Source organism: Bacillus sp. FDAARGOS_235, assembly GCF_002073415.2.
Lineage (GTDB): Bacteria > Bacillota > Bacilli > Bacillales > Bacillaceae_G > Bacillus_A > Bacillus_A toyonensis.
Genome location: NZ_CP020437.2, coordinates 5,013,569 through 5,040,487 on the forward strand (window position 1 = coordinate 5,013,569; position 26,919 = coordinate 5,040,487).

The 26,919-nt window shown below is 34.1% G+C and carries 30 protein-coding genes, 2 pseudogenes, 1 riboswitch and 1 other annotated feature; of the genes and pseudogenes, 22 read left to right on the forward strand and 10 right to left on the reverse strand.

Going from position 1 to position 26,919, the window contains the following annotated elements; all coding sequences use genetic code 11:
- The first annotated feature begins 22 nt into the window (after window positions 1–22).
- The 3 genes from A6J74_RS28235 (at window position 23) to A6J74_RS28245 (ending at window position 2,575) form a co-directional block, all read left to right on the forward strand.
- Window positions 23–1,357, forward strand: a complete 1,335-nt coding sequence (locus A6J74_RS28235) for a hemolysin family protein (RefSeq protein ID WP_000402263.1) — start codon at window positions 23–25, stop codon at window positions 1,355–1,357.
- 52 nt (window positions 1,358–1,409) lie between these two features.
- On the forward strand, window positions 1,410–1,823 hold the full coding sequence (locus A6J74_RS28240) for an ATP synthase subunit I (protein WP_000613866.1): 414 nt from the start codon (window positions 1,410–1,412) through the stop codon (window positions 1,821–1,823).
- A gap of 200 nt (window positions 1,824–2,023) precedes the next feature.
- Window positions 2,024–2,575, forward strand: coding sequence for a DUF2179 domain-containing protein (locus A6J74_RS28245; protein ID WP_000938448.1), 552 nt, complete (start codon window positions 2,024–2,026; stop codon window positions 2,573–2,575).
- Between the two features lie 112 nt (window positions 2,576–2,687).
- On the opposite strand, the gene A6J74_RS28250 is transcribed toward A6J74_RS28245, so the two are convergent.
- Both A6J74_RS28250 and A6J74_RS28255 read right to left on the reverse strand, forming a co-directional pair.
- Window positions 2,688–2,927, reverse strand: coding sequence for a DUF3923 family protein (locus A6J74_RS28250; RefSeq protein ID WP_000747675.1), 240 nt, complete (start codon window positions 2,925–2,927; stop codon window positions 2,688–2,690).
- A gap of 76 nt (window positions 2,928–3,003) precedes the next feature.
- Complete coding sequence (locus A6J74_RS28255) at window positions 3,004–3,384, reverse strand: hypothetical protein (protein ID WP_000727885.1); 381 nt, start codon at window positions 3,382–3,384, stop codon at window positions 3,004–3,006.
- Window positions 3,385–3,756: 372 nt separating this feature from the next.
- Between A6J74_RS28255 and A6J74_RS28260 the strand changes: the two are divergent.
- A pseudogene (locus tag A6J74_RS28260) lies at window positions 3,757–4,671 on the forward strand (tetratricopeptide repeat protein).
- Window positions 4,672–4,753: 82 nt separating this feature from the next.
- Here the strand turns inward: A6J74_RS28260 and A6J74_RS28265 are convergent.
- Window positions 4,754–5,950, reverse strand: a complete 1,197-nt coding sequence (locus A6J74_RS28265) for an MDR family MFS transporter (RefSeq protein ID WP_000834837.1) — start codon at window positions 5,948–5,950, stop codon at window positions 4,754–4,756.
- 112 nt (window positions 5,951–6,062) lie between these two features.
- Between A6J74_RS28265 and A6J74_RS28270 the strand changes: the two genes are divergently transcribed.
- Complete coding sequence (locus A6J74_RS28270) at window positions 6,063–6,605, forward strand: CGNR zinc finger domain-containing protein (RefSeq protein WP_002109373.1); 543 nt, start codon at window positions 6,063–6,065, stop codon at window positions 6,603–6,605.
- A 174-nt stretch (window positions 6,606–6,779) separates the two neighbouring features.
- Here A6J74_RS28270 and A6J74_RS30160 read toward each other — a convergent pair whose 3' ends face one another.
- On the reverse strand, window positions 6,780–6,923 hold the full coding sequence (locus tag A6J74_RS30160) for a hypothetical protein (protein WP_000945246.1): 144 nt from the start codon (window positions 6,921–6,923) through the stop codon (window positions 6,780–6,782).
- 99 nt (window positions 6,924–7,022) lie between these two features.
- A riboswitch (cyclic di-AMP (ydaO/yuaA leader) is annotated at window positions 7,023–7,165 on the reverse strand.
- Window positions 7,166–7,208: 43 nt separating this feature from the next.
- Entirely contained in the window at window positions 7,209–7,664 is a 456-nt protein-coding gene (locus tag A6J74_RS28280; protein ID WP_000604100.1) for a GNAT family N-acetyltransferase, read from the reverse strand.
- Between the two features lie 231 nt (window positions 7,665–7,895).
- On the opposite strand from A6J74_RS28280, the gene A6J74_RS28285 reads away from it, so the two are divergent.
- Both A6J74_RS28285 and A6J74_RS28290 read left to right on the forward strand, forming a co-directional pair.
- A complete protein-coding gene (locus A6J74_RS28285; protein ID WP_000539733.1) occupies window positions 7,896–8,144 on the forward strand; it encodes a GlsB/YeaQ/YmgE family stress response membrane protein in 249 nt (82 codons plus the stop codon).
- 63 nt (window positions 8,145–8,207) lie between these two features.
- Entirely contained in the window at window positions 8,208–9,329 is a 1,122-nt protein-coding gene (locus A6J74_RS28290) for an AI-2E family transporter (RefSeq protein WP_000416922.1), read from the forward strand.
- A 28-nt stretch (window positions 9,330–9,357) separates the two neighbouring features.
- Here the strand turns inward: A6J74_RS28290 and A6J74_RS28295 are convergent, their stop codons facing one another.
- A complete protein-coding gene (locus A6J74_RS28295; RefSeq protein ID WP_000241778.1) occupies window positions 9,358–10,515 on the reverse strand; it encodes a 1-deoxy-D-xylulose-5-phosphate reductoisomerase in 1,158 nt (385 codons plus the stop codon).
- Window positions 10,516–10,650: 135 nt separating this feature from the next.
- Window positions 10,651–10,858 (forward strand) — a binding site (T-box leader).
- Between the two features lie 50 nt (window positions 10,859–10,908).
- On the opposite strand from A6J74_RS28295, the gene A6J74_RS28300 reads away from it, so the two are divergent.
- The 6 genes and pseudogenes from A6J74_RS28300 (at window position 10,909) to A6J74_RS28325 (ending at window position 15,898) form a co-directional block, all read left to right on the forward strand.
- Window positions 10,909–11,907 (forward strand): tryptophan--tRNA ligase, encoded by a 999-nt coding sequence (locus A6J74_RS28300; protein WP_001290873.1) that lies wholly within the window; start codon window positions 10,909–10,911, stop codon window positions 11,905–11,907.
- A gap of 221 nt (window positions 11,908–12,128) precedes the next feature.
- Window positions 12,129–12,692, forward strand: coding sequence for a maltose O-acetyltransferase (locus tag A6J74_RS28305; protein ID WP_000845607.1), 564 nt, complete (start codon window positions 12,129–12,131; stop codon window positions 12,690–12,692).
- A gap of 69 nt (window positions 12,693–12,761) precedes the next feature.
- Window positions 12,762–13,954, forward strand: a pseudogene (locus A6J74_RS28310) (MFS transporter).
- A gap of 122 nt (window positions 13,955–14,076) precedes the next feature.
- Entirely contained in the window at window positions 14,077–15,117 is a 1,041-nt protein-coding gene (locus tag A6J74_RS28315) for an ROK family transcriptional regulator (protein WP_000003042.1), read from the forward strand.
- Between the two features lie 46 nt (window positions 15,118–15,163).
- Window positions 15,164–15,544 carry a VOC family protein gene (locus A6J74_RS28320; RefSeq protein WP_001217527.1) on the forward strand — a complete coding sequence of 127 codons (381 nt, stop codon included), beginning with the start codon at window positions 15,164–15,166 and terminating at the stop codon, window positions 15,542–15,544.
- A 99-nt stretch (window positions 15,545–15,643) separates the two neighbouring features.
- Window positions 15,644–15,898 carry a YbeF family protein gene (locus tag A6J74_RS28325; RefSeq protein ID WP_000004285.1) on the forward strand — a complete coding sequence of 85 codons (255 nt, stop codon included), beginning with the start codon at window positions 15,644–15,646 and terminating at the stop codon, window positions 15,896–15,898.
- Window positions 15,899–16,030: 132 nt separating this feature from the next.
- Here A6J74_RS28325 and A6J74_RS28330 read toward each other — a convergent pair whose 3' ends face one another.
- Complete coding sequence (locus A6J74_RS28330) at window positions 16,031–16,480, reverse strand: NUDIX hydrolase (protein WP_000540494.1); 450 nt, start codon at window positions 16,478–16,480, stop codon at window positions 16,031–16,033.
- 17 nt (window positions 16,481–16,497) lie between these two features.
- Window positions 16,498–17,337, reverse strand: a complete 840-nt coding sequence (locus tag A6J74_RS28335) for a DUF2785 domain-containing protein (protein ID WP_000355436.1) — start codon at window positions 17,335–17,337, stop codon at window positions 16,498–16,500.
- A 123-nt stretch (window positions 17,338–17,460) separates the two neighbouring features.
- On the opposite strand from A6J74_RS28335, the gene A6J74_RS28340 reads away from it, so the two are divergent.
- From A6J74_RS28340 to A6J74_RS28360, 5 genes are all read left to right on the forward strand, one after another.
- Window positions 17,461–18,183: a hypothetical protein gene (locus A6J74_RS28340; protein ID WP_000207397.1), complete on the forward strand. Its 723-nt coding sequence runs from the start codon at window positions 17,461–17,463 to the stop codon at window positions 18,181–18,183.
- Between the two features lie 179 nt (window positions 18,184–18,362).
- On the forward strand, window positions 18,363–19,385 hold the full coding sequence (locus tag A6J74_RS28345) for a tyrosine-protein phosphatase (protein WP_000437654.1): 1,023 nt from the start codon (window positions 18,363–18,365) through the stop codon (window positions 19,383–19,385).
- Between the two features lie 90 nt (window positions 19,386–19,475).
- Window positions 19,476–20,420: a phosphotransferase family protein gene (locus A6J74_RS28350; RefSeq protein WP_000831898.1), complete on the forward strand. Its 945-nt coding sequence runs from the start codon at window positions 19,476–19,478 to the stop codon at window positions 20,418–20,420.
- A gap of 48 nt (window positions 20,421–20,468) precedes the next feature.
- Window positions 20,469–21,179: a YjjG family noncanonical pyrimidine nucleotidase gene (locus A6J74_RS28355; protein WP_000876835.1), complete on the forward strand. Its 711-nt coding sequence runs from the start codon at window positions 20,469–20,471 to the stop codon at window positions 21,177–21,179.
- A 328-nt stretch (window positions 21,180–21,507) separates the two neighbouring features.
- Window positions 21,508–22,470, forward strand: a complete 963-nt coding sequence (locus A6J74_RS28360) for a tubby C-terminal domain-like protein (RefSeq protein WP_000955129.1) — start codon at window positions 21,508–21,510, stop codon at window positions 22,468–22,470.
- 79 nt (window positions 22,471–22,549) lie between these two features.
- On the opposite strand, the gene A6J74_RS28365 is transcribed toward A6J74_RS28360, so the two are convergent.
- Window positions 22,550–22,750, reverse strand: coding sequence for a helix-turn-helix transcriptional regulator (locus tag A6J74_RS28365; RefSeq protein ID WP_000896311.1), 201 nt, complete (start codon window positions 22,748–22,750; stop codon window positions 22,550–22,552).
- Window positions 22,738–23,097: a DUF3796 domain-containing protein gene (locus tag A6J74_RS28370; RefSeq protein WP_000859216.1), complete on the reverse strand. Its 360-nt coding sequence runs from the start codon at window positions 23,095–23,097 to the stop codon at window positions 22,738–22,740. Before A6J74_RS28370 ends, A6J74_RS28365 begins: the two co-directional genes overlap by 13 nt.
- A gap of 180 nt (window positions 23,098–23,277) precedes the next feature.
- Between A6J74_RS28370 and A6J74_RS28375 the strand changes: the two genes are divergently transcribed.
- The 4 genes from A6J74_RS28375 (at window position 23,278) to A6J74_RS28390 (ending at window position 26,752) form a co-directional block, all read left to right on the forward strand.
- Window positions 23,278–23,472: a hypothetical protein gene (locus A6J74_RS28375; RefSeq protein WP_000958861.1), complete on the forward strand. Its 195-nt coding sequence runs from the start codon at window positions 23,278–23,280 to the stop codon at window positions 23,470–23,472.
- Between the two features lie 88 nt (window positions 23,473–23,560).
- On the forward strand, window positions 23,561–24,286 hold the full coding sequence (locus A6J74_RS28380; RefSeq protein ID WP_000570205.1) for an ABC transporter ATP-binding protein: 726 nt from the start codon (window positions 23,561–23,563) through the stop codon (window positions 24,284–24,286).
- The gene (locus A6J74_RS28385) at window positions 24,279–25,937 is read left to right on the forward strand and encodes a putative ABC transporter permease subunit (RefSeq protein WP_000036865.1); all 1,659 of its coding nucleotides are present in this window, start codon (window positions 24,279–24,281) and stop codon (window positions 25,935–25,937) included. The genes A6J74_RS28380 and A6J74_RS28385 overlap by 8 nt, the downstream gene beginning before the upstream one ends.
- A gap of 56 nt (window positions 25,938–25,993) precedes the next feature.
- Window positions 25,994–26,752 (forward strand): SDR family oxidoreductase, encoded by a 759-nt coding sequence (locus A6J74_RS28390; RefSeq protein WP_000716978.1) that lies wholly within the window; start codon window positions 25,994–25,996, stop codon window positions 26,750–26,752.
- The last annotated feature ends 167 nt before the right edge of the window (window positions 26,753–26,919 follow it).

Consider the following 26,919-nt stretch of genomic DNA (forward strand, 5'->3'; position numbering starts at 1 on the left):
GTTTTTTAACTAAGGGGATTCATTGGAAATATTTAATTTAGTCATGGTTGCGATTTTAATCGCATTTACTGGATTTTTCGTAGCAGCAGAGTTTGCGATTGTAAAAGTACGTTCAAGTCGTATTGATCAGCTTGTTGCGGAAGGGAAACGCGGTGCTTTAGCAGCGAAAAAGGTAACAACAAATTTAGATGAATATTTATCTGCTTGTCAATTAGGTATTACAGTTACAGCTATGGGATTAGGTTGGTTAGGTGAACCGACAATCGAAAAGTTATTACACCCGTTATTTGAGAAATGGAACATAAACCCTTCTATCTCATCAGTATTAACTTTTGGTCTTGCTTTTATGCTAATGACATATTTACACGTTGTAGTTGGGGAGTTAGCTCCGAAAACGTTGGCAATTCAAAAGGCTGAAAAAGTAACGTTGTTATTGGCAACGCCGTTAATGATGTTCTATAAAATCATGTATCCATTTATTTGGGTATTGAACGGTTCAGCTCGTATTATAACTGGTTTATTCGGTTTGAAACCAGCTTCTGAACATGAAGTAGCTCATACAGAAGAAGAATTGCGTCTTATTCTTTCAGATAGCTATGAAAGTGGCGAAATTAATCAAGCTGAATACAAGTATGTAAATAATATATTTGAATTTGATAATCGCATTGCAAAAGAGATTATGGTACCGCGAACAGAAATCGTTGGTTTCTACCTTGAAGATTCAGTAGAACAACACATGAAAGTAATCCAAAATGAGCGATATACACGTTATCCGATTTTTGGAGAAGATAAAGATGATATTATCGGTATGGTCAATGTAAAAGATTTCTTTATTCGATATATGACCGAGGATCAAAAAGATTTATCGTCAATTCGCTCGTATATGCGTCCGATTATTGAAGTGATGGAAACAACTCCAATTCACGATTTATTACTGCAAATGCAGAAGAAGCGAATTCCGATGGCTGTTTTATATGATGAGTACGGAGGAACAGCTGGAATTGTAACGCTTGAAGACATTTTGGAGGAAATCGTCGGCGAAATTCGTGACGAATATGATGAAGATGAAGCACCACCAATTCAACATGTGAACGAGTACCATAAAATTGTTGATGGAAAAGTGCTTATTTCAGAAGTAAAAGATCTGTTTGGATTACACATTGAAGAAGAAGATGTGGATACAATCGGTGGATGGATTATGATGCAAAATCATGAAATTGAAGAAGGACAACATGTTGAAGCAGAAGGTTATGAATTTAAAGTGTTAGAAAAAGACGCTTACCAAATTAAACGTGTTGAAATTCGTAAAATGGAACAAGAACAAGAACAAGAAGAAGAGAAAGCAGCAACTGTGTAAGTTGCTGCTTTTCTTCTAAAGCATAAAAAATGAGGAATTAGGAGCGGATATTTTGATTCAAGAAGCCTTACGTGTATATCGATTACAATTGTATGCGATCTTTAGTGGTTTACTACTTATGTGGACGATTACTCCGTTTGGAAAACAAGTGACAGGATTCGGTATTGGATTAGCTGTAAGTGCATACTGTCTTTGGTTATTAGCTCGCAGGGTGGAGAAACTAGGAAGAAGTATTGTAATGAAAGAAAAGGCTCCTGGATTAGGGGTTTTAAACCGATTTGCAGCTGCAATTTTAGGAGCTATCATTATGTATGAAATTGAGCATGAAATGGAAATGTGGGCATTTGGTACAGGTATTTTAGGTGGTCACTTTTTAATGATTGCGAATTTAGCTTATGCAAATATACAGTTAGTAAAAGAAGAAGAGAAGCGAAGAGAAAAGGCTTCTAATAACATAGAGCTATAATAAAAGGGGCCTAATGGGGGTTCCTTTTTTTATTTAAGCGAGTGAATGACAGGAATCAAATTCACGACAAATATAATACGCTTCTTTTTTCGGTTTTTCAATAGTACGAAAAATAATTTTAAAAAATTTAAAAACCCATCGATTTCTAAAGCTTATGTATGTTATCATGACAAAAGACTTTTTGAAAGAGGTGGATACCAATGTTACAAGCGTTACTTATTTTTGTGCTTCAAATTATATATGTTCCAGTATTAACAATCCGAACGATTTTGCTTGTAAAGAATCAAACAAGATCCGCTGCTGGTGTAGGATTGTTAGAAGGAGCTATTTACATTGTCAGTTTAGGGATTGTGTTTCAAGATTTATCAAATTGGATGAACATCGTTGCCTATGTCATCGGCTTTAGTGCGGGACTATTATTAGGCGGTTATATAGAGAATAAATTAGCAATTGGATATATTACGTATCAAGTTAGTTTACTAGACCGTTGTAATGAATTAGTAGATGAATTACGTCACTGTGGATTTGGCGTTACAGTATTTGAAGGTGAAGGAATTAATTCTATACGTTATCGCTTAGATATCGTTGCAAAGCGCTCTAGAGAGAAAGAACTTTTAGAAATTATTAATGAAATTGCACCGAAAGCGTTTATGTCTTCTTATGAAATCCGTTCGTTTAAAGGCGGATATTTAACGAAGGCGATGAAGAAGAGAGCGTTGTTGAAGAAGAAGAAAGACGATCATGCATCGTAAAAAGGGAATAGTGCCGCTTTAAAAGCACGGCATAATCACATATGTAAAAGAGAGGAATCGAATTAGATTCCTCTCTTTTTTATAAAAAGTATGTATCTGTTAATTTAAAAAACTAAATCGTATAATTGTTTTTTCTACTAACCCTCAAATTAATGATTAGCCATATAACTTGAATAAATATCGGTATGATAAACGCGATTAATAAAACAATAAGTGATATTGATTTAATTTCGGATGTTTGAGTAACACCAGCACCATCGACATCTCGTAGCCAAATAATAGCTGCCCACACTCCAAAAAGGATAATCCAAAATATGTTACCAATCCACCAAGAAATCCATCGTTTTTTCATGTTAGCACCCCTTACATTTACCCTCTGTTAAAAGTATATTTTCATACGTTACATTTATAATGAAATAACTCTAAAATTAATTTTTTTTAACTGTATATCTAACTTGCTTAAAAGTTATCATCTCTCCATCTTTATTATCATCCTTAGTCTGCAAAAGTTGAACTTTTGGCTTATAGTCTGTCCTATGAGCATCATTGATACCTGTAATATCAAGTTTGTAGGATTCACTATTCTTTATTTTTTGTTCCAATACTTTTTTATTAGCGACATAAATAAAAGTTACTTTATTTTCATCAATACCTTCCGTCTTAATTTCTAATTCATTATCTTTTGTTGTAATCGTTGGTGTTAATAATTCCATACTTCCGTTTCCGGTTTCTAAAGAATTTTCTGCTATAGTTGAACATCCTGATAATATGATTCCGATGAATAGAAGAACAATTAATTTCTTTTTCATAACATCCCCCAATTTCAAGTGATTTTTGATTTTGGCATTGCTAAACTGCTAGTGTGGAGCGTAAATGTTTAGCTAGTACTCATTTCAATTGTACCATAATATGTAAAATGTAACAGGGTGTATATCCAGTTTAAGAGAGATTGAAAAGTTTACTTATTGTTGTAAATCAGTATTTTTACAGTAGATATATATTTTCTTTCGAAAGCGGTGTTGTTAAAATCATTACGAATTGGATATCCAAATATATGATGAAATGTAGATAGGAGAAAGAACTTAATACGAAGTGAACTTATTTTTTATGGAAATTAAAATTGTTACATTTTAAAATAATAATATGGAATAGATGAATTCATTCACTTCGGAGGTAGTTACTTGAACATTAACGAGAAGGCAATTGAAATGTTTGAACAAAATGAATATGAGAAAGCAATGGAACTATTTCAACGAGCGGTACATGAATCTAGAGGTGTGCAATCTCTCAATAATCTTGCTTGGATGTACTTTTATGAGGAAGAGGATGATGCTAAAGCTCTTGAATTAATAAAAGAAGTTGTTAAGTTGAATCCTTCCTCATACTTTCCTTATAACATCTTAGGGGAAATTTACATAAAATAAAAAAAGTGGGAAGAAGCGAAAGAAATATTACAAAAGTCTATTTCCATTCAACCATCCAATGAAGCATATCACAATGTAGCTGTAGCTCATTATAACCTTGGAGAGCTGGAAAAAGCTTCGGAATTTTTCTTGCGAGTTGCAGGGGATTCGGACTATATCATGTATAGCTATGTAAAATGTTTAATTGATTTAGGGAGAACGACAGAAGCGAAAGAGAAGTTAGATACTTTTAACAGGGAATCTGATGATCTTATAGGAGAAATTCATGTAGCAGATTTATATGTTGAGTTGAATTGCTATAAAGAAGCAATTGAATGGTTCGAAAGGGGATACAAAGAAGTTTGGAAAAGCCCCAATTGGATTGGTAGATTTGTTTATGCTCTATATAAAGCTAATAATTTCACGCGTATAAATGAAGTGATACGGGAATCTATCGAAGCGAAAACAGCAGAAATAGAAGATGTTCAGACTGAAGAAGTAGAAGAAAACTGGACAGAAAAAGATAAGAAAGAGTTAATTGAGGAATATACAGAAGAGAATAATTGTTATAAAACAATGATAGAACGTATCAAATCTGGATATGTTCCAGGGTTAGAATTTGAAACTTGTCATATAGGGGGGTGCTATTTATTTGGTTGTAAAAGACATAATCGTCTTGAATATGAAGAATAAAGAGATTCGACTGTCAAACATGACGGTCGAATTTTTTTATTATAGGTTGCTTGTCTAAAGGTACCATCTCGACTGAAATTTGTTAAAGATGTTTCGTATCATTACATAGGTATATATCCTCCTTAGGTAATCCTTTTTTTATATTTAAAATATGTAGTGAAATAAAACCAATAAGTCCTATTCCGCTGAAAATAAGCCATGGTGTATACATTCCGTTTAAGTTGGATGTAAAAGATGTACCGGTATAATTACCGATGATAAAACCAAATGCGAGTGATAGTTGATAGAATCCGAAGTAAGTAGCTGTATATGATTCGTTACTGTAATTTGCAATAGCGATATCAGCGTTAGGTAATACGAGTGTTTCACCAATTGTAAATAAAATTACACAAATAAATAACCAATAGGGGTGCTGGAATAAAGGGATGAGTAAAAAGGAAATGCCCATTAATAAAATACCGTATTTAATAATCGACAGCGTGTTGTATTTGTGAAATAGTTTTCGAAATAACACCATAAATATAACGCCTGTTATTGCATTTATCGTAATAACGAGTGTAGCAAGCTGGTTGCTATTACTAATGTTTTTCATATGAAGTGGAAGTGCGACAGTAAGCTGAGTAAACATAATATAGAAGAAAATCATGATAAATGAAAACAGAAGAAAAGGCTTGTTTTGTAAGATAGCCTGTATTCCTAATGTAATAGATGTGTTTTCAGTAGTGACTTGGAAGTGATTTTTAAGTAAGTAAAAGATAAAAGCGAATAACAGCATAAGTGATCCTGTTAGAAAGAAAGCATAGATGGAATCGAGTAAGAGTAAGAATCCTCCTGCAATTGGTCCAATTATTGCACCGCAATTAAAACTCAGGTTTAAATATGTAAATAAATTTTTTCTCATATGAGCTGGTTGTGAGCCGAATATGGCACGAGCAGCAGGTTCGTAAAATGCGGTTCCGAAGCCAATAAGTGCAGAAGAAATAGAAATTGTATAGAAATCAGAGCATATTCCTAAAGCGATAAATCCGATTCCTCTTAAAAATAATCCGGCTATCATCATGATGATATAGCCTATTTTGTCAGCAATTAACCCTGAGAATAATGGGATAACTCGTGATGTGATGGTCATAACCGTCAATACTGTTCCTACTTGGACAGCAGAAAAATGAAGAAAAGTTAATAGATAAATAGCTAAAAATGCGTATACTGCAAAATACCCAAAAGACATAAAGAATGAAGAAATAAGCATGAAACGTATCGGTATTGAGAAACTTTTCATAAAACTCCTCCTAATATTGTAACCGGTAAAATCATTTAATGGTTAACTATTTTATATTATAATTATACATAAAGTCAGAAAAAAGTAAATTTTAAGAAGAAGGTGAATGGAATTGAATCAGAACGCACCACATGAATTAGAATATATTCGAGAATTTTTAAATACATGGAGAATACCAAATGATACGAGAGAAGCAATTGATTTGCTGCAAACAGAAGATAATATAAAGCAATTTATGAATAAATATTTTCATGAAGAGTTTCCGTTTCATACGATAGAGGAATTAAGAGGTTTTCGAGAAGATATTCGGATGACAATTGAAGGCGAAGGATCATTGCAAAAATGGTTAGAAAAATACCCATTTCATGTACATATAAAGGAAGATATGAAAGGTATTACATATGAACCAGTATATGAAGAGAATGTGTATACAAAAGTATTAAACATTGTGTTAATGTCAATTCAAGAAAATGTGTGGGGAAGGTTAAAAGCATGTCCGGATTGTCGCTGGGTATTTTATGATCATTCGCGAAATGGAAGTAAAAGATGGTGCGGTATGTATGTTGGAGAAGAAGGAGGAAGAGCATGCGGTACGATTGCGAAAGTGAAAAACTACCGGGCGAAGAGAAAAGGGCGATCTGGTTATGATATGTAATTAATATTAGAGAAAGCAAAATGGATGGGGGAATGTAGAATATGAAAGGTACGCAAATATTATTCTTTATATAAAGCTAGAATGGTGCCGACTACTTTTATTGTGAAGGCAAGAAAATGAAAAATACAGCGCACGCTTTTTTAGTGTGCGCTGTATTTTGTTAAAGGTCAGTACTTATCTTTTTGGTTGAAAAATATGTTGGAAAAAGTATTTGTGATGTAAGTTATCTACAACTTTATTTGCTTGATATGTGCGGTGTTGTTCGAGTCGAAGTCTTTGCTCCATCATTTTTATTGCGTGATCAGATAAACGTAACATAATACATCTCTCCTTTTCTATAAATATAGGTCTCTAAAATGATATCGATTCCAGATTTTATAGTTAAGGAGGTATACTGTGTAACATAGGCAAAAAGCACCTTCCTCTCCCATTACGCTTACGAGGTTAGCTGTCGGACTCGGGAAGTGAGAGTATCCCTACTTAAAAAAGATTCGCCCCAAGTAGCATTGCTACAAAAATGGTTCCCCCGCTCCAAAATTTGGACTCAGCAAAAGGTATTATAAAGTAAAAGATAACATAAATAAACTAATAAGTCAAACTATTTTATGTTTTCCGTCTCTTCAGTTGTGTAAGAATCATACGATCGGTAATTGTTATATCGGTTACTTCAATGAAGCCGTGTTTTTTATATAATGCAATAGCAGGGGTATTCGCTTTACCTGTTTGTACAATATATGCCATGGAAGAAGGGAACATGTTAAATATATAACTTAAGAGTTTCGTTGCAATTCCTTTTTGAAAAAAATCAGGCGATACAACTAGTCGGTGAATATCAATTAGCTGTTCTTCTTGCATAAAAGAAATAAAGCCGACAAGTTTATTTTCAGAAAAATATCCATAGAATGTTTCACCGCAATTTTGAATATCGTTTACAGTATCATATAAACGGGGGATTGCAGTACTGTTTAAATAATCTGCTTCAACTTTATAAGATGGAATTTGAACTTGTAAAATGGATGATGCAACTTCAAAAGAAGTGGCATTTAAAGTAAGAATCATAGATAATGAAGCCTCCTTTGAATATGGTATATTAATATAATTGATTTTCGGGTAAGTTTGACAATGATTTTCTTTTTTGCATATAATATATGTATCTCCATACATATAATGTCCTTGCGTTTATTTTTATAGCAGAATATGGTTAGTGTAAATGAATTAGTAATCTTATATGAGAGTTTTGTTACTCTTGTATTTGATCATACAAACTATAATAGAAATGGAGGACTAAAAATGGGATGGATTATCACATTAATAGTTGGTGCTATTATAGGTGCAATTGCTAGTTCTATAACAGGTAAAAATTTCCCAGGTGGTATGTTCGGAAATATTATCGCAGGTTTATTAGGTGCTTCGTTAGGTGGTAGATTATTTGGATCTTTTGGGCCATCATTTGGTGGAATTCATGTCGTGCCAGCATTATTAGGAGCAATCGTATTAATTCTTATTGTATCATTTGTAGTGAAAGCTGCAAGGAAATAAAGATATAGATAATGATGAAAAGCCCTGAGTAAGGGCTTTTCATCATTCAAAGAGGTGGTTTCATTGGAAAAAGTAAATATAAGAAAAAGAGACAAGTTAAAAAAGTTTTTTAGGGAACAAAATTATTTAGCAGTGTTACTTGGATTTGCATTATTGTTCATTAACATATTATTGCTAACAAAAATTTCTTTCGTTTTTACTCCGTTTATCGTCTTTTTAAAAACAATATTCTTCCCGGTATTATTAGCCGGAGTGCTATTTTATATCTTGCACCCATTCGTTTCACTTTTAGAAAAGAAAGGTGTTTCAAGAATCGTATCGATAGCCTCGATATATTTAATAGTACTAGGATTATTTGTGTTTTTAGTTGTAACGGTTATCCCTATTATTAAAGATCAAATTGATGCATTAATAGATAACTTACCGTATTTCGGTCATGAAATCGAACGAGCAGCACGTAGATTTGGGGAAAGTAATTTACTTGGTAAAATTCAGGAGAATTTAAATATTGATGTAGCGAATATAGTAAAAGACTATACAGTTGATTTTACAAAGTCATTATCATCAGTAACTGGAAATGTAACTGGATTTTTAAGTACACTTACAGAAGTTGTTTTAACATTTGTCATGGTTCCGTTTATATTGTTCTATCTATTAAAAGATGGTGAACAATTACCGAATCACTTTTTGAAGTTTATTTCAGAGCAAAGACAACCGGCAGCAATGAGAATACTAGATGATATGCATTATGCGATTAGTTCGTATATAAGAGGGCAAATTATCGTTAGCTTGTTTATCGGTATCATGCTATTAATTGGCTATCTTATTATTGGTATTAAATATGCGGTATTACTTGCTATTTTAGCGATGATTGTAAATATCGTTCCGTACGTAGGTCCAGTTATTGCAATAACTCCAGCGTTAATTATCGCATTTATTGACTCGCCAGGAATGGTTTTAAAGGTAATTATCGTTATGATGGTTGTGCAATTAGCAGAAGGTAAGTTTATCTCCCCGCAAGTAATGGGGAAAAAGCTAGATATCCATCCGATTACAATAATCTTTATCATTTTAACTGCTGGTAATTTATTCGGTATTATGGGGATAGTTTTAGCAATTCCAGGATATGCGATATTAAAAGTGTTAGTTACACATGGTTATAGATTTGTAAAATTGAATACGTAAAAAAAGAGCTAAAACAGAGAAAACTGTTTTAGCTCTTTTTTATTAATAATTGATTTGCGTATTGGCGTGCCCATTGATCAGCTTCTAATATAGCATCGAGTGAAGGATCTTTTACGTTATGATGAGCTTCAACTGTATTGTAAATTGTTTTTTCGATATCAAAAAATGCAATTTCATTTTTAAGAAATAGTGCATTTGCAATTTCGTTCGCTGCATTTAATACGGCTGGAGTTGTACCGCCAATTTTGCCACATTCAAATGCGTATTGTAGACAGGGGAACTTCTCTAAATTTGGTTTTTCAAAATGCAAACTACCAATTTCTAATAAATTTAATTTTTCATAGGATGAAGGTAGTCGAGTAGGGTAGTGAAACGCATATTGAATCGGCATTCTCATATCAGGAGCACCGAGCTGTGCCATGACTGATCCATCAATAAATTCCACTAAGGAGTGAATGATACTTTCTTTATGAATCATAACATCAATTTTTTCATAAGGAATATTGAACAGCCATTTAGCTTCCATCACTTCAAACCCTTTATTCATTAACGTGGCAGAATCTATCGTTAGTTTTGCTCCCATTAACCAGTTTGGGTGTTTTAAAGCATCTTTCGCTTGTAATGTTTTCATTTCTTCACGTGTTTTATCACGAAAAGCGCCGCCAGAAGCTGTGACAATTAACTTCTCAATCTCTTTATTATTTTCTCCGTTTAAACATTGGAAAATAGCTGAATGCTCACTATCGACTGGAATTAGGCGGCATCCGTTTTGTTTCGCTAGTTCAGTTACGATATGACCAGCGGCAACTAAAGTTTCTTTGTTAGCGATGGCGATATCTTTCTTCGCCTTTAATGCTTCAATTGTTGGGAGTAAACCTGAAACACCGACAACTGAACTTAATACAAGATTTGTATCAGGATGGGTAGATACTTCATTTAAACCATCAGTTCCATATGTAATTTTTGTATTTGTTGAAATACGAGAACGTAATGTGTCCGCTAATTCTTTTGTCGCTACGCTTACAATACGAGGCTGAAACGATTCAATTTGTTTTTCGAGAAGATCGATATTATAATTTGCGGTTAAACCGACGATTTTAAAATGTTCAGGATGAGCGGAAACGACATCTAATGCAGATGTGCCAATGGATCCTGTTGAACCTAAAATGGATATATATTTTACCATGAAAAAACCTCCAAAGTTGTTTCGATTACTTCTGCAAACCTATATATTATTAGACAATTAAGGTGGAAATTCCTGCTATATAAAACAGAAAATTAGGGTTTAATTGGAAAGGGAATGTGATAAACTGTAAAAAACGAAAAAGCAATGAAAGAGAAGAGTACATGTTCAAAACTTTTCAGAGAGCTGATATGTGGTGGGAATCAGTAAGGGATGAATATGGAATGGGCTCTGGAGCTTCTAACTGAAATGAGTAGGTAAAGACGGTTACTTCACGTTATCGAAGTATGAAGTGAGCTAATGATAGCTAATAAAGGTGGTACCGCGGGAGTCTCTCGTCCTTTTTAAGGATGAGAGACTCTTTTTGTTTTTTATTTTGAGAAAGGAGGAGTTAGTATGAGCGAAAAAATAATGTTAACAGGAATTAAACCAACGGGTTATCCGCATTTAGGAAATTATATTGGTGCAATTAAACCTGCATTGCAAATGTCAAAAAATAATGAAGGAAAAGCATTGTACTTTATAGCTGATTATCATGCGTTAAATGCAGTGCATGATCCAGAGAAGTTCAGTAGTTATACAAAAGAGGTAGCAGCTACATGGTTATCACTCGGACTTGGAGAAGATGTTATTTTCTATCGACAAACAGAAGTGCCAGAGATTTTGGAATTAGCTTGGATATTAGCTTGTCTAACTCCGAAAGGGCTTATGAATCGTGCCCATGCATATAAAGCGAAGGTAGAGCAAAATAAAGAAGCGGGATTAGAAATTGATGCAGGTGTGAATATGGGGTTATATACGTACCCGATTTTAATGGCGGCTGATATATTATTATTTCAAGCTACTCATGTACCTGTTGGAAAAGATCAAATTCAGCATATTGAAATTGCTCGTGATATTGCGACGTATTTTAATCATACATTTGGCATGACATTTACGCTTCCAGAGTATGTAGTGCAAGAAGAAGGGGCAATTTTACCTGGTCTTGATGGAAGAAAAATGAGTAAAAGTTATGGGAATGTTATCCCGTTATTTGCAGAGCGAGAAAAACTACGAAAGCTTATTTTAAAAATAAAAACAGATTCTTCACTTCCAAATGAACCGAAAGAACTAGAAACGTTATTTACAATCTATAAAGAATTTGCGACAAAAGATGAAATTCAGTCAATGCGTGAAAAATATGAAACTGGAATCGGATGGGGCGATGTAAAAAAAGAGTTATTTCGCGTTGTAGATCGTGAGTTAGCAGGACCTCGGGAAAAATACGCAACGTATATGAATGAACCGCATTTACTATATGAAGCGTTAGAAAAAGGTGCTGAGAGGGCAGGGACTATTGCGAAGGTGAATTTGGTGGAAATTAAAAAACGGATTGGATTTGAGAGGGAACGCTGAGCGTTCCCTTGTTTTTTCTATATGAATTTTAATTATTTATTCGTTATATCTACATGCAAAATGAGGAATTCGCATCGTCTTTCTAAATTTATTAATTGCACATTTTAAAAAGTATGTTAATATAGGGATGCTTATTAAAAGTGTTTAATAAGTGTAATTAAAGTCGCTTATTAAAGAGGTTTAATAAGTAGGACTCATTTGATTACAAAGGAGATGATTCTATGAAAACGGAAAAAGAAAAGATGTTGGCGGGAGAAATGTATATTGCAGATGACGAAGAATTAGTGGCTGATAGGGTGGAGGCAAAACGTTTAACACGCCTTTATAACGAGGCAATGGAGACAGGAGATGAACAACGTTTTACGTTATTAAATCAGCTTTTAGGTTCTTCAGCTGATGGGAAAACCCACATTAATCCTGATTTTCGTTGTGATTATGGTTACAATATCCATGTTGGAAAGAGCTTTTTCGCAAATTTTAATTGTGTGATTTTAGATGTTTGTGAAGTTCGAATCGGTGATAATTGTATGTTTGCACCTGGTGTTCACATTTACACTGCTACGCATCCGTTGCATCCAGTAGAACGGAATTCTGGCAAAGAATATGGGAAACCTGTAAAGATTGGTAACAATGTTTGGGTTGGCGGGGGAGCTATAATTAACCCTGGTATTTCAATTGGAGACAATGCTGTAATTGCTTCAGGAGCAGTTGTGACAAAAGATGTACCTAGTAATGTAGTTGTTGGTGGTAACCCAGCCAAAGTTATGAAAATGATAGACTTATAGAAATCGTTTTTCACGGATGATTGAATAAACTGGTGTCGTATTGTATAGACAATGTTAAAGGTGTTTCATATGAAGAAAAATAGTGCGGACAATCATACAAAGACATTACTTGCCTCTCGAAACGCTCTTTTTCTCTTATTTGCTTTGCCAGGTGTCGCGTTTGCTACATGGATTTCTAGAACAGCAGCGGCGCGAGATATTTTAGCAGTTTCAAATGCAGAAATGGGCTGGATTTTGTTCGGTTTATCTGTCGGTTCAATAATTGGTTTACTGAGTGCAAGTCATTTTATTGACTGTAAGGGAGCTAGAGACGTTATTATAGGCAGTATGTTTTTAATAATTGTTGGATTACTTTGTTTAAGTATTAATATTTATTTTGTTTCTAGCATAGGGGCTTTTGGTAGCTTGCTAGTATTTGGAGTAGGATATGGGTTGGCAGAAGTCTCATTGAATGTAGAAGGCTCTTCAATAGAGCAGAAATTAGGAATGGCACTTCTACCGAAATTCCACGGTTTTTTAGCGTAGGAACTTTAGTAGGCGCGCTCAGTGGCACTGTCGCCGCCTCGCTTCACATCCCAATCCTGTATCAGTTTCTTGCGATTTCGGCCGTGTTTTTATTACTTGTATGTATGGTGTATCGTTTTCTTCCGCACGGAACAGGAAAGAAAGAGAAATCGCAGAACAAAAAGCGAGCGAAGCGTACTTCCTTACGTATGGAAAAAAAGGTGCTTTTAATTGGTCTTTTTGTGCTTGGAATGGCATTTGCAGAAGGAAGTGCAAATGATTGGCTGCCTATCGTGATGGTAGATGGACATCAGCAAAGTGTAGTGACAGGTTCTATTATGTACACAATTTTTGTATTGGCAATGACGTTAGCTCGTATGTGTAGTAGTTATTTCCTTGATCGATTCAGTCGTGTCGCTGTCGTACGTGCTACTATTATGGTGGCGATTATAGGAATTTTAATCGTAATATTTGGGAGTAACTCGTATTTTCTAGCAGTTGGTGTAGTGCTGTGGGGGATTGGTGCGGCGCTAGGTTTCCCAATTGGTCTTTCTGCTGCTGGAGATGATCGTGAAAATGCGACTTCTAATGTTGCTGCAGTTTCTATCATCGGTTATACAGCTTTTTTAGTCGGACCACCATTTTTAGGTATACTAGGGGAATCGTTCGGAATACGTAATGCCTTGCTAGCTGTTTTATTATTTGTTCTCTTATCTGGAATTGTATCGTCTGTTACGAGAGAGAATAAATCGAGCTAAACAAGGAGTGCATGCAGTGGAAATATATCATCTCTATTGCTTTAGAAAATGATGTGTGATATATTGTCAACGCAACTTATTAAAAGTGTTTAATAAGTATGTTGATTAAGGTGGTGAGCGATTTGAGTGAACAATTTGTTACTCAAAAATCGATTAAAGAGACGATCCTTCGCGGCATTCGTACAGCTCTTTTAGAGCGAGGTAGTGCAACGAAAGTTGAACTTAGTAATACATTAGAAATCAGTTTTCCAACGATAAGTAAATTTATAGAAAATATGAAACAAGACGGTGAAGTCACTTTAGTCGGTTTAGATGATTCAAGTGGTGGAAGAAGAGCGAAACGATATGCTTATAATCCGGAATATATGTTAGGTTTAGCGATATTTTTAGAAAAAAATGAGACAAACTATACGATTTTTAACTGTTTAGGGGAAGTAAAAGAAAAAGGAAGTACTTCAAGTGCATTAATTGATACTGGCGTAAACCTATTATCTAAACATATTGAAAGTCTTATCGCTACATTCCCGAAAATAAGCTCTATATCAATTGGTGTGCCCGGTTCGGTAGATAATGGTCGTATTTTTTATATACCTGGTTATGAAAAGTTCCAAAATTTTAATTTAAAAAGTCATTTGGAGGATCTGTTCTCTATACCTGTAGTAATAGAGAACGATATGAATGCCGCAGTGCTTGGTTATTATAAAAACACTGGAAACCATGACAATTCCTCTCTTGTATATTTGTATTCAGGTCAAAATGGTCCAGGTGCGGGTATTATGATAAATGGGGATGTAGTCCGAGGAAGTACATTTTTCTCGGGAGAGATATCTTTTGTTCCGCAGTATGATAATAAAAATTTCTTACAAGCTTTGAGAAGTGGAGATGAAGTGAGAGATTCGAATAATCCAGAGGAATATAATATAGATGCTATTACTCGATTAATTTCTACATGTATAGCTATTATTAATCCACATGCGTTTATTTTCTGTGATGATGAAGTGAATCAATTTGTAATAGATCAAATTGTAAAAAGTTGTCCACAGTACATTCCGGCGGAACATATTCCGAAAATAACAGTAAGCGATTGGGAAGAAGATTATTTATATGGATTAAAAAGCCTTGGACTTGATCTTATGATTACAAGAACAAGCAAAGAAAATTAAATATCAAATTGTTGGTTGAATACCATAAAAAGAAAAGGTGTCGATTATGAGAATTGAACATGTAGCAATTTGGGTGAATGATTTAGAAGGCATGCGTGATTTCTATAAACAGTACTTCAATGGTGAAGCGAATGTATTGTATCACAATCCGAAAAAAAAGTTTGAATCTTACTTTATAACTTTTGAAGGTGGTGCGCGTCTAGAACTTATGAGACAGGTAGGGATAGACGATGTAATAAAAAAACAAACAGTAGGATATGCCCATATGGCATTTTCTGTAGGTAGCAAAGAAAAAGTAGACCAATTAACGGATAGGTTAAGAGAAGCAGGATATCCTCTGTTAAATGGCCCACGCACTACAGGAGATGGTTATTATGAAAGTGTAGTAAGTGATCCTGAAGGAAATCAGATCGAGATAACAATCTAACATTTTATTTACTAATAACGAATAAAAAATATAAAACTTTGTTGTTCCCCAAAATGTTTAAGAGAAAGCTATTATTTCTTCAGAAAGGGGGACATAACATTGAGTGAGTCAATTTTTATTTTCTGTATATATCCATTGCTTATTTGTATGTTTTCAATAGCTGTGACATATAAAATAGGTACATTTTACGCGATGCCAATGGTAACATTTCTTATTTTTCTTATGTTCAATGTTACATTGTACGATCCATCATTTTTCTTTTGGGTGGGCATGTATACTGTTTTTTCATTCATTATTTCTTATATAACTATTTTATTTGTAAAGGGATATAAAGCTGTAGAAAAAGAACGTTAAATCATCTAATTATTTTTTGGGGAAATAGGGATTTACGGTGAACGATAACAACCTCATTTCACGTTGTAATGACGAGAAATGAGGTTGTTATATTTTTATATAAAATATAAGGTACTTATTTTGTAATGTTTTTTAATTAGAGTGCTGAAACTCTTTAATAATCCGCTCAATGACTGGATGAAGAGTAATAGGCAACCTATCAAGCGGAAAAAAGCGTAATTCTTTTGACTCAGCTTGATCACATATAAGTTCACCGTGGAATTCTCGGCAAATATAAATAACGAGTACACCGTGTACTTGATCGCCGTTTGGATAGATTTGAAAAAAATCTGGTCCTGAGTATGTACGGAACAGTTCTGGATTTTTAATGATAAGCCCAGTTTCTTCAAATACTTCTCGTTTTAAAGCATCTTCTAACGTCTCGTTATATTCTAAGGCACCACCAATAATACCCCAACGGTTAAAGTCTGTTCGGAGCTGTAGTAATACTTCATTTTTCTCATTTAATATAATGGCGTGTGAGCCTATTAATATAAGTGGATGATTTCCTACTAGATTTCTTACGTCTTCAATATAACCCATAATTTTTCTCCTTGTATTTAATAATAGTTTGGAAGTTCTTTTAACATTTTTTCTGTTTTACGTGCTGTATAGGCTAAGTTATGATCATCTTTTGTTCTAAAAAATAATGTACGTAAAAAGGTTTTAATGTTGGCACATAAAATACAATACTCATTAAGCGAAAGGCGTTTTCTAATTTGAGGAAGCCTTTTTATTTTTTTATAAATAATTGAAATTAACTCATCTTGCTGGAAGTCATGATACAGCATGGATATTAATGGCGTAACAATACGCTCATCTTCGTTATTATGAAAAATATCAGATGGAATGAAGATTTTATTTAATAAACAATGAATGAGCTCTTCATACCACTCAAAAGTCGTATGTGAATTATGAACAATTTCAGTGAAAGCATCAGATACGTGGGCGATACAATGAGCCCATCCTTTATTTTCGATATATCCTCGAAAGTCCATTTCTAAGTTTGTATATGTAATGAGTTTATTTTTTATCTCTTCAATATCCTCTTCTGTAAAAAAGTAGTGAGAGTTAGCGAATTGAAGTATTAACGCAATTAAAGAAACAGTGTAAGAACGTGTGAAAACCCCATCTGTATGTGGGGAGTAAATGTCACAATATAAATACTCATCACTTAAACATGTTTGTAACAGTAATTTCAGCTGATCGTCCATAAGGAATTCATGATGAATGAAATGCGCAAAACATTTATATATAAGTTGGTAACGAACGTAACTATCAGTCGTTCCGATGTACTGAAGCATGTTCAAAGTTAACTCATTTACATTTATATGATGCAGTTGCGTATAGTCATTTTGTTGTATAAGCTCTAACTGTTGTTGCAATGCTGTAATATCCAATGGAGAACCTCCTCCGCACTTTAAAGATGCGATCTTTTCTAGTATTCTATATATTCAAGGACAATCCTGCTCATGCAAGGAGAACCATTAGAAATTCGAGTATGACATAGATGAGGGAAGAATATGACGACAATAGAACAGTTAGAAAAACATTTTAAAATAAGAAGAAGTGCTTCTTCTATCATGATAAAAGAAAATAATGCAGAGGCTTTTACAGAAGAGCAATTAAAAGAGATCATGCAATATTGCGTTGCTGAGGCTGAAAAAGAGGGGGTAGAAAAATTACATTTTGAGATCTCTTCAAAAAGTCCAAATTATGATGTGTATAAGAAATGTTTTGAAACGTATTCATTTGAATATGTTACTGAAAACATGATTGTATTTAAGGATATATATGAAGTAGAAGATGTAGAAAGTGAAATTGATTTTAAGCTGATTGAAGAAGTAGGAGAGGATACTTTTTATTCTTTTTGGAACGAAATGACGAAAGAACAAGTCGACTATAATCAATTTGTACATATGATGAAACAAGAAATTGGTGAGCAATGGAAAGAACATTGTTTAACAGCAGTTGCAAGCGAAGAGCCAATAGGAATTGTAATCCCGCATATTGAGAAAGGTACGTTAGAAGAAGGGAAACTTATGTATTTCGTAATGGCTCCAAATATGCGAAATAAAGGGTACGAAGCAGCATTCTTTACAGGTGCAATGTTTGTCTTAAAGGAAATAGGTGCATCTTATTATATTGGCGAGACAAATGTACAAAATGAGTGGATGAAGGATGTTTTTGGGAAGAATGGATGTCAGCTGCTTAGTTCTACTGAGCGATATGTGAGGAAGTTTTAGGAGGATGAATGATGTACTCTCTCGAACTCATTTCGAGGCAATCCGTGTACAAATTATGAACAAGTAAAAGAACTTTTTGCCTGTTTGTAAGATAAAAAGAAAAATGAGAACGACAAAGTAGATATTCCTATAATACAATAGAGAAAGATTCGATTATAAGAGAAAGCGTTGGTGAAAGAATGGAGCAGCAAGAAAATTGGCTACAAGCAACTGTAGAACGAAATGAAGATAATATGTTACATATAAAGTGGGAAAATAATATAGAAGAAGTACGCATTTATTGGAGTACTTCACCAGATTATATTGAAGAAAATGGAGAATTACTTGTAACTGTAAACGGGGAATCATCATGCACTATTGAAAACCCGAGTGAAAATGAACGCCCATATTTTAGACTAGTAGGAAATAATGGACAAGCAGTGACAGTAGCTGAGCGTAGATTGCCACTACAAGGAGCGTTTAACTTCCGTGATATGGGAGGATATGAAACGACAGAAGGCCGTAAAGTAAAATGGGGCAAATTGTACCGTTCTGAAGAATTAGCGGGACTAACAGAGTGGGATATTGCGTATTTACAGAAGTCTGGATTAAAGTTAATCTGTGATTATCGTACAGACTTTGAAGTGAAGCATAAGCCAAATCCAGAGATTACAGGTGCTCGTCAAGTGTGCTTACCAGTTATGCAAGACTTGGCGAAAGACTTAAATATAAATGAGTTTTTCCAAGTTGGTGACCTTTCTCTGTTGGGGAAACCAGGTGAATATCTTGTGAAAATGAACCAAGATTTCGTAAGTGGTAACGAGGCGTTCGTGAGCTTCTTACAACTTGCACAAAATCCGGAAAACTTACCATTAGTAAACCACTGTACAGCTGGAAAAGACCGTACTGGATTTGGATCAGCATTATTACTACTTCTATTAGGTGTGCCAGAAAAAACAGTAATGGAAGATTATTTACTAAGTAACGGTTTCCGTGAAAAATTAAATGAAAAAATGATGGCCTTTTTAGGTGCAAAACTACAAAACGATGAGAGTAGAGCGATATTAGGTGCAATGTTTGAAGCACGCGCCGAATATTTACAAGCTGCGATTGATGGAATCCATAAGCAATACGGATCAGTTGAAGCATACGCTGAAAAAGCTCTTGGCTTTACGAAAGAGTCGTTAGAGGAAATGAAAATGTTATTGTTAGAAGAAAAATAAGAAGAAGGGAGGCTGATTTGGATTAGCCTCCTTTTATTATTATTGCTATAATTTTGTTTATGAGGATGTTGTGCACCGAGGAGAAAATGGATGAAAAGAACTTACGAATCGGGGGATAAAATGATCCATACACGTTTAAAAGCAGAGGAGTTAAGGGAAAGTTTAACAACAATATTAAGTCAAGAATATAAGGAATTAGCTGTGCAGGATTTAAAGGTGATTGGAACGGGAGTGCAAAATATTGTTTTTCGCGGAGATTCAGGAAAGGGACCTTTAGCATTTCGAGTGCCGTGGGAAAGAGAAGTAGAAAATATAAATGAAGATTTATTTAATAGTCGGATTTCGTTGCAAAAGGAAGCAGAGCTTTCTAAGTATTGTCATTCAAAAAGTATTCCAGTACCAAGTATACACAGATTGCATCTTTCTACCGAACTTGATTTTTTAATATCGGATTATGTGGCTACGGATCATATGCCAATTTCGGCATACGAAATAGGGAAGTTAGTCAGCAAGCTTCATAGTATGCCAATTGAAGGTTTACATTACGAGCAGAATATTAAAGAGCCAATTAGTAAGTATATAGCGGAACGCATTGTGAAACGAGTAGAAGGTTTTAATACAATTACGAATTGTGGTATTAAACTTCCAGATGCACAAACAATTGAACATATTCTTAGTACAGCTAATCATGTAAAGTGTTTATTACATATGGACATTCGACCAGCCAATTTAATTGGGTATAATGGAGAAGTTAAAGCAATAGTTGATTGGGATAACGCTTTAATTGGTCATCCGTTATTGGAGCTTATGAGAATAGCTGAAACAAATGAGGTTAGTTGGGATGAATTTAAAGATGGATATAAGAATGATAGTATCTTTAATGCTACCCCTCATATTGTTAATTTATTTTATAGACTAGATACAGCGGTCATGCTAGCAAACTTATTTATAGCACATTTGAAAATAAAGGATAAAGGTGTATTCTATAAAGAGCGAGTCAAAGCACTTTATAATGAAATATATAAAAGTTTATAATGAAGCTATGAAAATGAAGTTTTGAAAATAGGAATTGAGGAGAACATCATGAAATACAACGTTATATTATTCGACGTAGACGATACATTATTAGATTTCCCTGAAACGGAAAGAAACGCATTACATAACGCGTTTGTACAGTTCGGCATGCCTACAGGGTATAATGATTATCTTGCAAGTTATAAAGAGATTAGTAATGGGTTATGGAGAGATTTAGAGAATAAAATGATTACGCTAAGTGAATTAGCGGTAGATCGATTTAGACAATTATTTGCACTTCATCATATAGAAGTAGATGCGCAGCAATTTAGTGATGTATACCTTGAAAACTTAGGGAAAGAAATACATCTTATTGAAGGTGCAGTGCAATTATGTGAAAATCTACAAGATTGCAAGCTAGGTATTATTACGAATGGATATACGAAGGTGCAACAATCGAGAATTGGAAATTCGCCTTTACGTAACTTCTTTGAACATATTATTATTTCTGAAGAAGTGGGGCATCAAAAACCAGCACGTGAGATTTTTGATTATGCGTTTGAAAAGTTTGGGATTACGGATAAATCAAGTGTACTAATGGTTGGAGATTCGCTAACTTCTGATATGAAAGGCGGAGAAGATTACGGCATTGATACGTGTTGGTATAATCCGAGTTTGAAAGAAAATATGACGGGTGTTAAGCCGACTTATGAAGTGGAGAGTCTGCTACAAATTTTAGAAATTGGGGAAGTGGCGGAAGAAAAGGTAGCTTCATTTTAATTGTGCTGATATTTGTCGAAAAATCGATATATTGAAAAAATCGTTGATATATTGTAAGTTGTGATAGATATATTAGAAAAATCGTTGATATATTGTAAGTTGCGATAGATATATTGAAAAAATCGTTGATATATTGTAAGTTACGATAGATATATTAGAAAAATCGCTCATATAAGTTCATATACTAAGATATAGAATAAAAAATAGCGCTACTATACAAGGTCATTCACGTGTTATAATGCGTGAATTAAATATACGTATATAAATAGTTTCTCAGAGTAATGCGATGTCATGTATGATTAGTGTAACAACTAGAGGTGAATAAAGGATGTTAACGTTTTTATTTGAGTTAGACAAAAGTCTCCCGCAGAAGGATGAGTCACGGTATGATGCTTATTCAAAGGGCTTTATCGAAGGAGATGTAACGATTTGCGCGAGTGAAAGAGTACTTTTTCAAAAGTCATGCATGAAGGTTGCAGAGCTCGGCATTTATTTAGGACAGTGGATGGAACAAGTTCAATACGGGCAGAACGTACATATGAATTATGAAACGGCTGACCGTGATGAGATAATTCTTGGTTTTTCCTATGAAGAGGAAAATCAGTGGAGAATTTATTCCAGTTGGCAACAATTTGAACTTCAGGAACGTATATCTACTACAGCATTAATAGAGAGCGTTGGGCGTTGTTTATATGAGCTAAATAAGGAACTGCGTGCGATAGAATATCCTGTGACGTTTGATCAGTACTTAAGAGGAGAGCGAATGATGCAGCTTTCTTACAAACGACCGTGTGATAGTAAAGCGGATACAATATCAATAGAAGTTTATAATGAAAGCAAACAAGTAGGCGTAGTACGGGGCTACTATAAAAATACGTTGATGAGAGTACTAGACTTCATTCCAAAAATCGGTAGTAATATCATTTATGAAATAAAGGATAGTAAGGATAATATTCGCGTCATTGCAAAGGATGTAAGTAGGCAGCGCCAAAGAAAGATTTTAGTAACGTACAAAGATAATAATGATGCAGAGCATGAAATACTTGTATGTGACGGAAAGTTATTAGACGCAAATTTCTTATTTACCTTTACATATAAGAGAGAAGAATATGTTGTTCACAAAACTTCAATTGGGCTTGGAAAGTTATTACGAAAGGGCTATGTAATCGCAGATTGGAATATTCGTCTTGAGGAAGATATGTATTACATCGAGATGAATGTGTATGATGATGATTATAAAGAGGATCAATACTTACTGTTAGGCGTATTTCATGCAGTTTTATATGGATAATCAATGAGAAATACCGTCATTCTTTTTGGAAAGAATGATGGTATTTTTTTATGTGATTCTGGTGACAGGATGCCTTTAATCAATCCTCAAAAATAAAAATCTCATCAATCGTACTATGTAGTGCCTTCGCTATATCGTGAGCAAGTTGTAAGGAAGGGTTGTACTTTCCTTTTTCAAGATGGCTAATTGTTTCACGGCGTACACCAACGCTCTTTGCTAAATCTTCTTGTGTCATATTCGATTTGGCGCGGTATTCTTTTATTTTCGTTACGAACGCCATGGTGCATCTTCCATTTCATCAACTGGTTTATCGTAAAAGAACATAGAGAAACCGAACGTAAGAATGAGTGTAGCGAAAATAACAGCAATATCAATCTCTTGTAAAGCAGGGTTTGGAAATAACATTTCAATAAACATAATGATAGCGGTAGTTAGTAATGTAACGATAAATGCATTGCGGCACGACTTATTGACAATTTGTTCAAACAGTTCATCGTGTTGAACCGTTCTATACGATGTGAAGAAGGAGAAGAAACAGAACATAGTAAACAATCCTTTTTCATAAAAAAATCCGAGAAAACCGAAGAAACCGAGGAATCCTAAATATTTAATCCAAGTTGTTTTCATAAATACATCCTCCTTATTATGTTAGAAATAAATCACATTATATTATAAATATATCACGTGTAGAGATGTATGGTTATAATAGTTTTCCAATTCTTTTCATAATAATAGTAAAAAGAGGAAATATACTGCGTAATAAAGAGGATAATATTGTAAAATGATTGTAAGGAGGGGGAGGAAGGAATGCTAACTTGGATCATGATTGTTGTATTACTTGTAGTGATTACTGTAATTGCGACGGTGTTAATCGGGAGAAATGGTGATGCGAATTATAGTAAAGCGACAAAAGGAAATATTAAACGTCTTACGATGATTTATATTATATTAGCCGTCGTTTTAATTGTTGGATTAGGGGTGTACATTTATTTTAAAGGTTAAATAAACTGAAAAATGTAAAAATCTTAAAATAGAAGTATGCTATAATATCAATATAGTTATTTGGTAATTAAGGAAAGGATTGGATGTAATGATTGAAATTACGAATGTGTCAAAAAGTTATAATGGGTCTACCTATGCAGTAAAAGATTTAAGTTTATCTGTGCCTAGCGGAGAAATCTTTGGGTTTTTAGGACCGAATGGTGCTGGTAAATCAACGACAATTAAGATGATTACTGGTATTCATGGGGTGGACAAAGGGACTATTACGATTAACGGCAAAAATATTATGGAAGAGCCGATGGAAGCGAAGAAGACGTTTGGTTATGTTCCAGATAGCCCAGATATGTTTTTACGATTAAAGGGAATTGAATATTTAAATTTTATGGCAGATATGTATGAAGTGCCGAAAGAAGTACGCCAAGAACGAATAGAGTCTTTAGCGAAGAAATTTGACCTTTATAATGCTTTATCTGATCAAATTCAAAGTTATTCACACGGTATGAGACAAAAGATTGTTATTATTGGTGTGCTCGTGCATGAGCCAGATGTATGGATTTTAGATGAACCGTTAACAGGGCTTGATCCGAAATCTGCCTATATTTTAAAAGAAATGATGAGAGAGCATGCGGATAAAGGAAAGATTGTATTTTTCTCTACACACGTATTAGAAGTCGCGGAAAAAATATGTGACCGGGTTGCTATTATTAATAAGGGGAATTTGCAGTTTAAAGGAAATTTAAATGAAATGAGAGATCATTTTAAATCCAATGAATCACTTGAAAAAATGTTCTTGGAGATGACGGGCAATGAGTAAAATTTGGACGTTAACGAAAGTATTATTGAAATTAAATTATGCAGATTTCATAACAGATAAGAAGAAGCGATGGGCATATGTATTTTCATTTGCAGCTATTTTATTTGTTGGTTTTTTAATATTTGGTTCGATGACGCACGGAATGTATGAAGGTATGAAACAATTAGGGCAAGACCCAGGAATGATTATCGCAATGGGACTTGCGATTGCGAGTATATGGGTATTTTTAATGAGTATTACGAACATTTTAACTGTATTTTACTACAGCAATGATATTGAAATGTTACTGCCGTTACCATTAAAACCAGCGCAAATTATTTCGGCAAAATTTTTAACGGTATTAATTACACAATACGTAATGAGTTCATTCATTTTATTACCAATCTTCATTACGTACGGTTTAAAAAGTGGCGCATTTATTACATATTACATATATATGATTTTTATTTATTTACTTTTCCCGATCGTTCCGTTAGTATTAGCTTCGTTACTGATGACAGTAATCATGAGGTATACAAATATAGCAAAAAATAAAGATCGAGGAAATATATTTATTGGAATCGTAAGTATACTATTTATTGTAGGAATTAACGTATTTATGCAGTGGAGAAATAAAAGTGCGTTTTCTGGAGATGGGGCTGCGGAATATCTTGTAAATAATCAATCTTCTCTTATAGTACAAATGACAAATTATTTTCCAACTACATATTTTGGAGCAGTGGCATTAGTAGAAAGTGCAAATTGGAAGGGACCTTTATATGTAATGATCTTTGCCCTTATTTCATTTGTCTTCTTTGTGTTGTTTTATTACATTGCAGAGCGTACATATTTAAAAGGGGTTATTGGACTTTCAACGAGTACAGCAAAAAAAGAGGTCATTTCAGCAGAAGGTTTACAGAAATCAACCGTACAAAGTTCACATTTGAAAGCGTATGTGAAAAAAGAATTTAAAACGTTATTCCGTACACCACAATTTTTCTTAAATTGTATCGTACAAACTTTCGTTATGCCGATTATGTTGTTCTTTATTTTATTTGTACAAGATGGGAATTTAAAGTTTATTACAGAGTATATTAACAATCCAGAGACAACGGGGTTTGCAATCGGTGTTGGTCTTTGTGCATCGTTATTTTTGATGGGTAGTAACGTCATTGCAACGACGTCATTTTCACGTGATGGAAACTCATGGTTTGTGAATCGATATTTACCAGTAAAAGCTTCGGATATCTTTTTTGCGAAAGCGATCACTGCTTGGTTAATTAATGTGATTATTTTAGCAGTATTTGGTATTACGATGGCAGTTGTAGCTGGAATTTCTCCAGTCTTCATGATACTGTGGTTTTTACTAAGTGCGAACGGGTTGTTATTAATTAATTTAATTGGAACACGCTGGGACGCACAAACTGCAGATATTCATTGGGATACAGAGCAGAAATTATTTAAAAGTCGATATACAACTTTGTGGAATTTTTTAGCTAATATTTTAATAGCTTTAATTATTGTAGCCGGAGTAAGTGTATTATACTTCTTCCTTCAAGTCGGACTTTGGGTTATGTTTATCGTTTTATTTGCAATGTTTACGATTGTAAATTATATCTTTATTAAAATTTTAAAATTAGGTGCAGAACGTATATTGTCAAATATTAATTAAGAAGGTAGATCCTCTGTATTCGTGCAGGGGATTTATCCATAGATGGAGGAGAAAAGGTGAAGAAAATAGCAATTGTAACAGGGGCAACTCGTCTGAATGGAATTGGTGCAGCTGTATGCAAGGTGCTTGCTCAAAAAGGGATAGACATTTTTTTCACATACTGGTCTCAGTATGATAAAGCGATGCCATGGGGAATGAATGATCAAGAGCCCTTTTTGTTGAAGAAGGAGATTGAAAGTTACGGTGTTCGATGTGAAATGGCAGAAATCAATTTATCACAGTCTTATTCACCAAATCGTTTGTTTTATATGGTATCAGAACGATTAGGTGATCCATCTATTTTAATTAATAATGCAGCGTATGCTACTCATACGAGAATTGAGGAATTAAATGTAGAACAGTTAGATAAACATTATACAGTGAATGTTCGGGCAACTATGTTATTAAGTTCATTATTTATAAAACATTATGCATACAAGAAGAGTGGAAGTATTATTAATCTTACTTCAGGGCAGTCATTAGATCCAATGCCAGATGAACTAGCATATGTGGCAACGAAGGGGGCAATTGAAGCATTTACAAAATCAGTAGCACCAGTTGCGATGGAGAAGGGGATTACCGTTAATGCCGTTGATCCAGGACCGACGAATACGGGGTGGATTACAGAGGAATTAGAACATTATTTAGTATGGAAATTCCCGCAAGGTAGAGTTGGAGAATCATTGGATGCTGCGCGCCTAATATCTTTTTTAGTAAGTGAAGAAGCGAAGTGGATTACTGGGCAAGTCATTCATTCGAATGGTGGTTTCTCATAAAAATATTATGTTAACAATAGTTGAGAAACAAAAAAATTAAGATATTTATATTTTTTTGTATAAATAAAATGTCAAGAAAGAGAAAAATTTGATAGGAGAGTATATCGTCATATGAGGATAGTAATTCTTGATGTGACAATATACTCTTTTTCTTTTACAGCAGAGAG